The 9,943-nt window shown below is 67.2% G+C and carries 10 protein-coding genes; 6 read left to right on the forward strand and 4 right to left on the reverse strand.

Features of this window, described 5'->3' with window-relative positions:
- Positions 1-224 precede the first annotated feature (224 nt).
- Positions 225-1,664 (forward strand): MFS transporter, encoded by a 1,440-nt coding sequence (locus TVH25_RS19050; protein WP_422425212.1) that lies wholly within the window; start codon positions 225-227, stop codon positions 1,662-1,664.
- Here TVH25_RS19050 and TVH25_RS19055 read toward each other — a convergent pair.
- Positions 1,651-2,373 (reverse strand): DUF1906 domain-containing protein, encoded by a 723-nt coding sequence (locus tag TVH25_RS19055; protein ID WP_206037051.1) that lies wholly within the window; start codon positions 2,371-2,373, stop codon positions 1,651-1,653. The genes TVH25_RS19050 and TVH25_RS19055 overlap by 14 nt on opposite strands.
- Positions 2,374-2,485: 112 nt before the next feature.
- Positions 2,486-3,418 (reverse strand): winged helix-turn-helix domain-containing protein, encoded by a 933-nt coding sequence (locus tag TVH25_RS19060; protein WP_296551734.1) that lies wholly within the window; start codon positions 3,416-3,418, stop codon positions 2,486-2,488.
- Between the two features lie 188 nt (positions 3,419-3,606).
- Here TVH25_RS19060 and TVH25_RS19065 point away from each other — a divergent pair, with 188 nt between their 5' ends.
- Both TVH25_RS19065 and TVH25_RS19070 read left to right on the forward strand, forming a co-directional pair.
- Positions 3,607-4,995 (forward strand): carotenoid oxygenase family protein, encoded by a 1,389-nt coding sequence (locus TVH25_RS19065; RefSeq protein WP_378527309.1) that lies wholly within the window; start codon positions 3,607-3,609, stop codon positions 4,993-4,995.
- A 26-nt stretch (positions 4,996-5,021) separates the two neighbouring features.
- Positions 5,022-5,609, forward strand: a complete 588-nt coding sequence (locus TVH25_RS19070; RefSeq protein ID WP_422425213.1) for a mismatch-specific DNA-glycosylase — start codon at positions 5,022-5,024, stop codon at positions 5,607-5,609.
- Here the strand turns inward: TVH25_RS19070 and TVH25_RS19075 are convergent.
- A complete protein-coding gene (locus TVH25_RS19075; protein WP_422425214.1) occupies positions 5,549-5,932 on the reverse strand; it encodes a DUF1330 domain-containing protein in 384 nt (127 codons plus the stop codon). The two genes, TVH25_RS19070 and TVH25_RS19075, sit on opposite strands and share 61 nt — an antisense overlap.
- An 85-nt stretch (positions 5,933-6,017) precedes the next feature.
- On the opposite strand from TVH25_RS19075, the gene TVH25_RS19080 reads away from it, so the two are divergent.
- On the forward strand, positions 6,018-6,797 hold the full coding sequence (locus TVH25_RS19080; protein WP_422425215.1) for a helix-turn-helix domain-containing protein: 780 nt from the start codon (positions 6,018-6,020) through the stop codon (positions 6,795-6,797).
- Between the two features lie 95 nt (positions 6,798-6,892).
- The gene (locus TVH25_RS19085) at positions 6,893-7,108 is read left to right on the forward strand and encodes a maltose regulon activator MalT (RefSeq protein WP_169621611.1); all 216 of its coding nucleotides are present in this window, start codon (positions 6,893-6,895) and stop codon (positions 7,106-7,108) included.
- A 50-nt stretch (positions 7,109-7,158) separates the two neighbouring features.
- Here the strand turns inward: TVH25_RS19085 and TVH25_RS19090 are convergent, their stop codons facing one another.
- On the reverse strand, positions 7,159-7,938 hold the full coding sequence (locus TVH25_RS19090; protein WP_169652591.1) for a CPBP family intramembrane glutamic endopeptidase: 780 nt from the start codon (positions 7,936-7,938) through the stop codon (positions 7,159-7,161).
- A 242-nt stretch (positions 7,939-8,180) separates the two neighbouring features.
- Here TVH25_RS19090 and TVH25_RS19095 point away from each other — a divergent pair, with 242 nt between their 5' ends.
- A complete protein-coding gene (locus TVH25_RS19095; protein ID WP_422425216.1) occupies positions 8,181-9,878 on the forward strand; it encodes a fumarate hydratase in 1,698 nt (565 codons plus the stop codon).
- Positions 9,879-9,943: the final 65 nt, after the last annotated feature.

Genomic DNA, 9,943 nt, shown 5'->3' on the forward strand with positions numbered 1-9,943 from the left:
GGGGGGCCGCCCCCGCCCGCACCCCAAAAACACCCCCCCCGCCCCCCGCGGGGTGGCGCCCCGGCGGTCTTCGCGTGTCTGTACAGAGCTTCGGTCCGGTGCGCTGGACCGAAACCGGTTGTGCATCGGCGGTATCCCCGTGCTAGACACGGTGGACCAACTAGTTGATATGGCGCACTAAAGTTTTCGGCCGCGATCTCGCCGGCCCCTGAGCGAGGAGAGGCATGGCCGTCGAAACTCCGATCCCGACGCGGGAGCAACCCGCTCCTTCCGGGATCGTCGCGGTCCTGGCCATGTGCGGGATCAGCGTCGCCCTCATGCAGACCCTGATCGTGCCGATCCTGCCCCGGCTGCCGCTCCTCGTGAACGCATCTCCGGAGAACACGTCCTGGGCAGTGACCGCGACACTTCTGGCCGGTGCGGTCGTCACCCCGATCAGCGGCCGGCTCGGTGACATGTTCGGCAAACGCCGGATGCTGCTCGCCAGCCTCGGCATGATGGTGCTCGGTTCCGCGGTGTGCGCGATGGCGAACACACTCCTGCCTCTCGTGATCGGTCGGACTCTCCAGGGCGCCGCCGTAGGCGCGATCCCCCTCGGCATCGCCATCCTGCGCGACGAGCTACCGGCCAAACGGGTTCCCGGCGCGATGGCCACGATCAGCGCGACCATGGGCGTGGGCGGAGCAATCGGCTTGCCCCTCGCGGCACTGGTCGCCCAGCTCACCGACTGGCACATGTTGTTCGTGGCCTCGCTGGTGCTCGGCGCGGTCGGCATCGCCGCGGTATGGAAGTTCGTCCCGGAATCACCGCGACGCAACCCGGGCCGGTTCGATTTCCTTGGAGCGGGTCTGCTCTCGTCCGCCCTGATTCTCCTTCTCGTTCCGGTGACGAAGGGAAATTCGTGGGGTTGGGCTGAGCCGGCCACCCTCGCCATGCTCGGCGGAGCGCTGCTGGTCTTCCTGGGATTCGGCTGGTACGAGTTGCGCGTCGACCGGCCGCTGGTCGATCTGCGACTGTCCGCCCGCCGTCCCATTCTGATGACGAACCTGGCGTCGATCGCGCTGGGCTTCGCGATGTACGCGAACGTCCTCGCGTTCCCCCAATTGCTCATGGCGCCACCCGAAACCGGCTACGGACTCGGGCAGACGATGGTCGCTGCCGGTATGGCCCTCGCGCCGAGCGGACTCGTCATGATGGCGTTGTCCCCCGTGTCGGCGCGGATCACCACCACGTTCGGCCCGCGTGTCACCCTCGCCTGCGGCGTGGTCTTCGTGGGCGCCGGTTATCTCACGGCGTATCTCCTGCACCGGGAGTTGTGGCACATCATCGCGGCATCGATGGTCATCGGAGCCGGTGTGGGTCTCGCCTACGCCGCCATGCCCGCGCTCATCATGAGTTCCGTCCCGCTCCACGAGTCCGCGGCGGCGAACAGTCTGAACACGCTGATGCGGTCCATCGGTACCTCGACGGCGGCAGCGGTGATCGGTGTCGTGCTCGCAGCGATGACCGTGCAGGTCGGCGATGCAGTCGTGCCGGAACTCAGCGGGTTCCGCACCACCTTCCTCATCGCGGCGCTCGCGTCCGTCGTGGCCCTGGTGTTCACCGCGTTCATCCCGCCGCCACCTCCGCGAGTACGCGAGGTCGGACCGGCTAGAGGCGTGTAAGCGACCACTGTCCGTAATCCGCGCTGAAGACGCGGTTGACGTCGATACCGATTCCGTCGATGGTCCCGCCGCCCTTCTGGTGCAGGTGTGCGCGCGGATGGACGTAACCGGCCGGCGTGCCCCAGTCGTGCTGCCAGTAGAACGCGCCGAGGCCTACCGCGGACGCCCAGTCGATGGTCGGAGAGTTCGCGTACACGCCGGTGTTCGCGGGGCCGACTACCTCCTGCCACGCGAGAAGGTAGGGCACGATCCGGGTGGTGAACTGCTCGAAGTTCGGGTTGTCGTCGATCGACGCGTAGATCGGCCGGTCGGCGGGTCCGCCCGCCGCGCGGTGCAATTCCAGACCGCGTCGCGCGTGCCTCAGTCCTGCGTCGTAGCCGCCGAGCCAGTCGGCGGTCTCCGCCTTGCCGAACTGGTAGCACGACACCACTTCCAGTCCGTTGTCGAGCAGGGCGCCGGCTTCTCCCCGGGTCAACGGCTTACCGAGCATCCAGTCGGCGCCGGGCCGACGGTCGGATACATACCGGATCGCCCCGATGTGTCCTGCGGCCCTGATCGACGCCGCCGACGGCACACCCGCCGAATAGTCGACGATGGTGCCGAGGACGTCCCGGGCCTGCGCCGCCCCCGGGGCCATGACCGCGGAGGCCACCACGGCGCCCGAGCCGATCGCCGCGTACCGCAACATGTCTCGACGAGAAAACGTCATGGCGCCCCCGTTCCGGAATGTGTGATCGTGCCTTCGGATTGCACCACATTCACACCTGCCACACGCAGCGCATCGGTAAAGGTGCTGGTCGGACCTACGCTGCGAACGGTTCTCAGCGGCCCGCCAACTCGGCGAAGAACGCGGGCACGAGCGCGACATCTTCGACGGTGCGCACCGTGGTGCGTATGCCGAGTCCGTGCTCCTTGAGGAGGTCGCACAGACCCTCGCCGTCGACGAGATCGATGGGCGGAGCGCCGTGCCGGTGTGCCTCCGCGCGCGCATCGTCGGTAAAGGATCCGGTGGACACCAGCAGACCCTTCTCCCCGCGACCGACCATCGCCGCACGGAATTCGCGAACGACGTCGGCGCCCGCTCGCTCCTGTCCGCGGACGAACCGGAAGAACACCGAGAAGCTGAGCAGCGAGACACGCAGGATGCCGGTGCCCTCCACCTGGGTGTCGGAGTCGGTACCTCCACCCGGAGCGGGGACTGTCAGAGTGGTGAAGCCCGCGGACCGGAGCACAGCGGTGACGAGGCGCTCGAAACCCTCCGCGGGAAGGTCGGCGACCGCCCCGAGCACAGGCTCTCGCCACAGTTCGGGATCCTCGGGTGCAGCGGCGAGCGGCACGACCTGCGCGCCTTGCGACGAGTTGCGGACCAGGCGTCGGCGTCGCTTCTCCGCGGTGTACGCGACCTGCATGGGCTTGATCTCGGATTCGCGGACCGCGCGACCGTCGTCGGTCACGCTCCACACGCCTCGACGGGTGTTCGACAGCAGGCCCATGCCCTTGAGGTAGGTGCGCGCCCAGGCGATCCGGTATTCGATTTCGGTGCCGGGACCGTCGCCGTGCAGTACGGCCCGGTCCGCCTCGGACAAACCGACCCGGGCGATCACGGCCCCGTCGATTTCCTCGATGACCCCGGATCCGCCGATTTCGATCACAGCCTGCAGCGTCGGCCACAGGAGATCCGTGTACGGCGGCAACGCGGATTCGTCGCCTCCGGTGTTCCGGACGGAATTACCGATCGCGTTCCGGCGCTGCACACCTTCCCCTAACGTTGCGGCCACGCGGCCGCGGCTTCGGTCCTGGACGTCGGAAAATACCCTAGCCGATGGGTCACGGACCCCGGCCGTCGCGCTCCGCTCCGAAACCGTCCGCTCGCACCCGGCCGGCGACCTACCATGCGAGACGGGGACTCCACCCCTTTCTCCGCTTCGCATGAGGTGACCTCATGAACCGACCCGCACCCGTCGACATGGCCCACCACGCGCACCTGAGCGGCATGTTCGCGCCGCAACGCGACGAGGTGGACGTACGAGACCTCGTGGTCGAGGGACATCTGCCCGACGACCTGGAAGGCAGCTACCTGCGCAACGGCCCGAATCCTCGATTCGATCCGATCGGGCAGTACGTCTACCCGATCGACGGGGACGGAATGGTGCACCGCGTCGAACTGTCCGGCGGTACCGCGCGCTACACGAACCGGTTCGTGCGGACCCCGCAGGTCGTGGCCGAGGAGAAGGCGGGACGAGCCCTGTGGGCCGGCATCACCGACCCGTATTTTCCGCCCGCCGACGAGGTGGGGCCCGATCTCGCGAACACCATGCGCGAACTTCCCGACATCAACGTGGTCCGTCACGGCGGGCGGTTGCTCGCGCTGGCCGAGGCCGCGCCGCCGTACGCGCTCGGTTCGGAACTCGAAACGCTGGGCCGGGAGACATTCGGCGGGGCGTTACCTGTCGGCCTTACCGCCCATCCCAAGATCGATCCGCGCACCGGCGAGATGGTCGCGTTCTGCTACATGCTCGACGCGCCGTTCCTGACATGGTCGGTGTTCGGCCCGGACGGCGCGGTCGTACGCGCGGCCACACCCGTCGACGGTGCCGACCGCCCTCTGATGGTGCACGACATGGCTCTCACCGAGACCTATATCGTGCTGATCCTGGCGCCGATGGTCTTCGACCTGGAAAAGATCTTCACGGGCGCCTCGCCCCTCGACTGGCAACCCGAACTCGGGGTCCGGGTCGCCCTCGTCCCCCGCGACGGTGGCGCAGTGCGCTGGTTCTCCACCGACTCCTTCTGGATGTGGCACACCGCCAATGCCTTCGACCTCCCCGGAGGAGACGTCGCGGTCGACTACGTCGAGTGGCGGTATCCCGGCGCGTTGACCCAGCACGACGGACCCAACCCGTCGCTGTTGCGCCGCGCCGTCATCGGGCGGCACGGCGTCGCCCGCACGACACTCCACGACCGCGACATCGAGTTCCCCCGCATCGACGAGCGTCTGTCGACGGACCGACACCGCATCGTCGCCACGCTGGGCCGCAGCGGGTCGCAACGATTGCCGTCCGGCTCCGCCGACGCATTGTTCTGGTTCGACGTGGATTCCGGCGCCGACACGGTGTGGTCCGGGGGCACGCTCTCCCCCGGCGAGCCGGTGTACCTCACGAGCACGTCCGGCGCCGGTTACTGGGGTTCGATCGCGACCGACTTCACCGATCTGACGAGCTGGTTCCTGGTGTTCTCCGCCGATGATCCCGGCACCGGACCGCGTGCACGGGTGCGGTTACCGATCCGGGTGCCGGCGGGATTGCACGGCACGTGGGTGCCCTCGGGGTAGGGGCAGCCACCGCTTACTGTGGACCGATGGGTTTCACACGTGCCGAACTCGAATCTTTCCGCGACGCCGTGGTTCCCGACCTCGTCGGGCCGGGATGCCGCTTGCTGTTCGTCGGGATCAATCCCGGGCTGTGGACTGCGGCGACGGGTGCCCACTTCGCGCGACCCGGAAATCGGTTCTACCCCGCGCTTTTTCGGGCCGGGATCATCACACACCCGATCGCCCCGTCGGAAGGAATGAGTGCGGCCGATCGCAACCACCTGATCGAACGCGGCGTGGGCATCACCAACCTGGCTCCGCGGGCGACCGCCCGCGCCGACGAGCTGACGTCGGACGAATTACGTGCGGGCGCCGAACGATTGGCGTCGGTGGTGGCCGAGTTCCGCCCGCGGGTCGTCGCGGTTGCGGGGATCACCGCGTACCGGGCGGCGTTCGGCAAGCGCACGGCGCGGACGGGTCTTCAGGACGACACCATCGGGGGCACGCCGCTGTGGGTGGTACCCAACCCGAGCGGACTCAATGCCCACGAGACCGTCGAGTCGCTGGCGGTGGCCTACGCGGAACCTGCTCGGGCCGCGGGGATCCTCAGCTCTCCGAGTTCACCCGCCCGCTGATCTTGTCGAGGTAGCCCGCCGCGCGATAACCGGGCGCGGTCCCCTCCACGAGAATCGCCGAACCGTCCGAGTTCTCGGTCCTCAGCGGGAAGGATTTCCTGATACTCGGGCGAGTCGTACCACCCGCGTGCCCGTTCGAGGTCGGGGAACTCGATGAGCACCAGGTGGCCGGGCCATTCCCCTTCGAGGACGTGGGGGTCTGTTCCGTGGACGAGGAACCGGCCGTCGAATGCACGAACGGTGTCGTCGATCTTCGTCAGGTATTCGGCGATGGCGTCTCCGTAGTCGACGCTGCGGAGGTGGGCTACTGCGTATGCGGTCATGCCTCGAGCGTGCCGTGCCGGGCGGCGCCGGTCGATTACCTCGGAGGTAATGGCGGCCGTTCCCGGCGGCTCTATTCTCGACAACATGACGGTCGTCGAGAGGGTCCGGCCCGGGGCGTTGCTGCGCGCGTGGCGGGAACGCCGGGGAATGAGCCAACTCGACCTTGCGCATCGGGCAGGCATCTCGTCGCGGCACATCAGCTTTGTCGAGACAGGGCGGTCGCAGCCGTCCCGGGACATCGTGGTGAAACTGAGCCAGCATCTCGATATTCCCTTGCGGGAACGAAACTCGATTCTGCTCGCCGCGGGACTCGCGCCCGCCTATCCGGAGCACCGGCTCGACGACGTGCCGTTGAGTGCGGTCGCCGATGCCATCACCCGGATCCTGGAACTGCACCGGCCGTTTCCCGCGCTGGTCGTCGACCGGCACTGGACGATGGTCGACGCGAACGACGCCATCACGGCGCTGGTCTCGGACTGTGCGGCGGACCTGCTCGAACCGCCCGTCAACGTGCTGCGGCTGACACTCCACCCGCGGGGACTTGCGCCGCGTATCGCCAATCTCGGCCAGTGGCGCGCGCACCTGCTGGCACGGTTGCGCCATCAGATCGCGGCGACCGGCGATCCCGTGCTCGCGCGCCTGCAGCGGGAACTCGAGCAGTATCCGTGCGACGGCCCGGTCTCGGCCACGGATCCGCACGCGCTGGTCGTGCCGCTGCAGTTACGGGTCGACACCGGCGTGTTGTCGTTCCTGAGCACGACCACGCTGTTCGGGACCCCCCTGGACGTCACGGTGTCGGAATTGGCCATCGAAGCGTTCTATCCCGCGGACGCCTGGACGGCTTCGGCGCTGCGCGCCGGGTAGGCACCGGAGAGGTTGCCGAAGCGGTGTCGTGGCGGTGTCGTGCGCGCTACCGTTGGGACGGAAACTGTGTTCGAGCAGATCCGAAAGGCTTCGTCATGAGCACTACGAAATGGTGGGTCGTCGACGGACGCGACGACGGTTTCGCTCTCGAGCAGCGTGCCACCGGGGACATCGTGATCATGAACAACGCGACGTCGGAAGAGCATGTGCTGCCGGGATACGTGTGGAAGCACTCCCCGAGTTTCGGCTTGCAGATTCAGAGCGACGGGCCTCCGCCCTATGGCTCCTGGATCGAGAACCCGGAAGAGTGACGTCACGGAAGTGACACGACGGGAGCGGCACGCCTGAAGGGGAAGGCTCGTCAGCCCATCGAGATCTGCCACACGAGGGCTGCCGCCAGCGCCCCGACGCCGTTGAGCGACCAGTGCAATGCGATCGGAGCGAGGATGCTCCCGCTGCGCCGGCGTAGCCAGGTGAAGACGAACCCTGCGGCGGCGGTCGCAATCACCGCACCGGTGACGCCTGCGACCTGCCCCAAGACGCCGGACCCGAAGATCGCCGCCAGGCCGGCATTGCCCGCGGTCAAACCGAGGGAGGACGCGACGTGCCACAGACCGAACAGCAACGACCCGGCTGCGAATACTCCCCGAGCACCCCATACGCGTTCGAGGGTGCCGTGAAGCACGCCGCGAAAAGCGAGTTCTTCGGGAATCACGGTCTGTAACGGAATGATGATCATCGATGCGACGAGCGCGCCGGACAGTGTTGCGTAGCGCTCGGACAGGAAGAACTGCCGGGTGAACGGGAGCGCGATGCCGATCGCCACGACCGTGAGAACGAGCGCGACTGCGGCCACCGAATAGAGCGTGCCGCGCTTCCAGTGGCGCGGCGACAAGCCGAGTTCCGACCAGCGCATACCTCGGCGCCGCATCAGGACGACCAGGATCGCGGCGGAGACCGGCACGGTGGCGATCGACGCCCATACGGTCGTGAAGTGCGCGATCACATTGGTTGCGATCAGGACGCAAACCACTACCGCGACATCTATCCATGCGTGGAAGCGGGGCAGCCAGGCCAAGGAGGGCAATGGTGAGGCTTCAGCGGTCACGCGGTCTTCTCCCGGGGTTTCTCGTGCATCCATACCAGTGTAAGGATTTCGACCGGCAGACTGCATGACGCGCGTCACCTCCGAGTTGCGAGATCGGGCACGGGTCTGTGGACCTGGGATGACCGCAGCCCCACATCCCGAAACTCCCCGATGTTCCGGAGATGCGGGCCACACCACCTGCATGTGACGCCTGCGTCACATGCCCCGTTGTCGAGGTCACGATCTTGCGCGACTAATCTGTCTCCGGAACACCACCCCCTCTTCCAGGAGAAACAATGGCCGACTTCCTCTACGAGGACCTGCTGCCGATCGGGGAAGACCCCACCGAGTATCGGCTGCTGACCAGCGAGGGGGTGTCCACCGTCGAAGGCCCCGACGGCCGCACCTTTCTGAAGGTCGAGCCCGAGGCGCTGCGCCTGCTCACCGAAACAGCGCTGCACGACATCTCGCACTATCTGCGGTCGGATCACCTGAAGCAGCTCGCGAGCATCCTCGACGATCCCGAGGCATCGGACAACGACAAGTTCGTCGCGCTCGATCTCCTGAAGAACGCGAACATCGCCGCGGCAGGCGTGCTGCCGATGTGCCAGGACACCGGCACCGCGATCGTCATGGGTAAGCGCGGCCAGCAGGTGCTCACCCCCGGTGACGACGAGGAGTCGATCGCGCGGGGCGTGTACGACGCCTACACCCGGTTGAACCTGCGGTACTCGCAGAACGCTCCCCTGACCATGTGGGACGAGAAGAACACCGGCAACAACCTGCCCGCACAGATCGAGCTGTACGCGGACACCGCGAAGGGCCACGAGAACTCTTACAAGTTCCTCTTCATGGCCAAGGGCGGCGGGTCGGCCAACAAGTCGTACCTGTACCAGGAGACCAAGGCGATCCTGAACCCGGACTCGATGATGCAGTTCCTCGAGGCCAAGATCCGGTCGCTCGGCACCGCAGCGTGCCCGCCGTATCACCTCGCCATCGTCGTCGGCGGTACGTCGGCAGAGTTCGCACTCAAGACCGCCAAGTACGCCTCCGCCCACTACCTCGACGAACTGCCGACCGAGGGCGCCATGACGGGTCGCGGTTTCCGCGATCACGAACTGGAGAAGAAGGTCTTCGAGCTCACCCAGAAGATCGGGATCGGCGCGCAGTTCGGCGGCAAGTACTTCTGCCACGACGTCCGCGTGGTGCGCCTGCCGCGCCACGGTGCGTCGCTGCCGGTCGCGATCGCAGTGTCGTGCTCGGCCGACCGCCAGGCGAAGGCGAAGATCACCCCGGAGGGCGTGTTCCTCGAGCAGCTCGAGTTCGACCCGGGCCGCTTCCTGCCCGAGATCACCGACAGCGCGCTCGACGCGGAAACGTCCGGTGTCTCCGGGACCGGCAAGGGCGCCGCCGTGAAGATCGATCTCACCCGCCCGATGCCCGAGATCCTCGCCGAACTGTCGAAGCACCCCGTCAAGACGCGCTTGTCGCTCACGGGACCTCTCGTCGTCGCCCGCGACATCGCGCACGCGAAGATCAAGGAGCGTCTCGACGCGGGCGAGGAGATGCCGCAGTACCTCAAGGACCACCCCGTGTACTACGCCGGCCCGGCGAAGACTCCGGAGGGTCTCGCGTCCGGGTCGTTCGGCCCGACCACAGCCGGTCGCATGGACTCGTACGTCGAGCAGTTCCAGGCTGCCGGCGGCTCGATGATCATGCTCGCCAAGGGAAACCGGTCCAAGCAGGTGACCGATGCGTGCCACAGGCACGGTGGTTTCTATCTCGGTTCGATCGGCGGCCCCGCGGCACGCCTGGCACTGGACTGCATCAAGAATGTCGATATCGTCGAATACGAAGAACTCGGTATGGAGGCGGTCTGGAAGATCGACGTCGAGGACTTCCCGGCGTTCATCGTCGTCGACGACAAGGGCAACGACTTCTTCGCCCACACCGGCGAGGTGACGCTCACCGTCGGCAAGCGTCCGGGACTGTAAGACCCGGCGCCACAGCGTGATCGGGCCCCCGGGGGGGGTTGTCCCCCCCGGGCCCCTGGGGGGGG

The organism is Rhodococcus sp. 7Tela_A2 (assembly GCF_049311045.1).
GTDB lineage: Bacteria > Actinomycetota > Actinomycetes > Mycobacteriales > Mycobacteriaceae > Rhodococcus.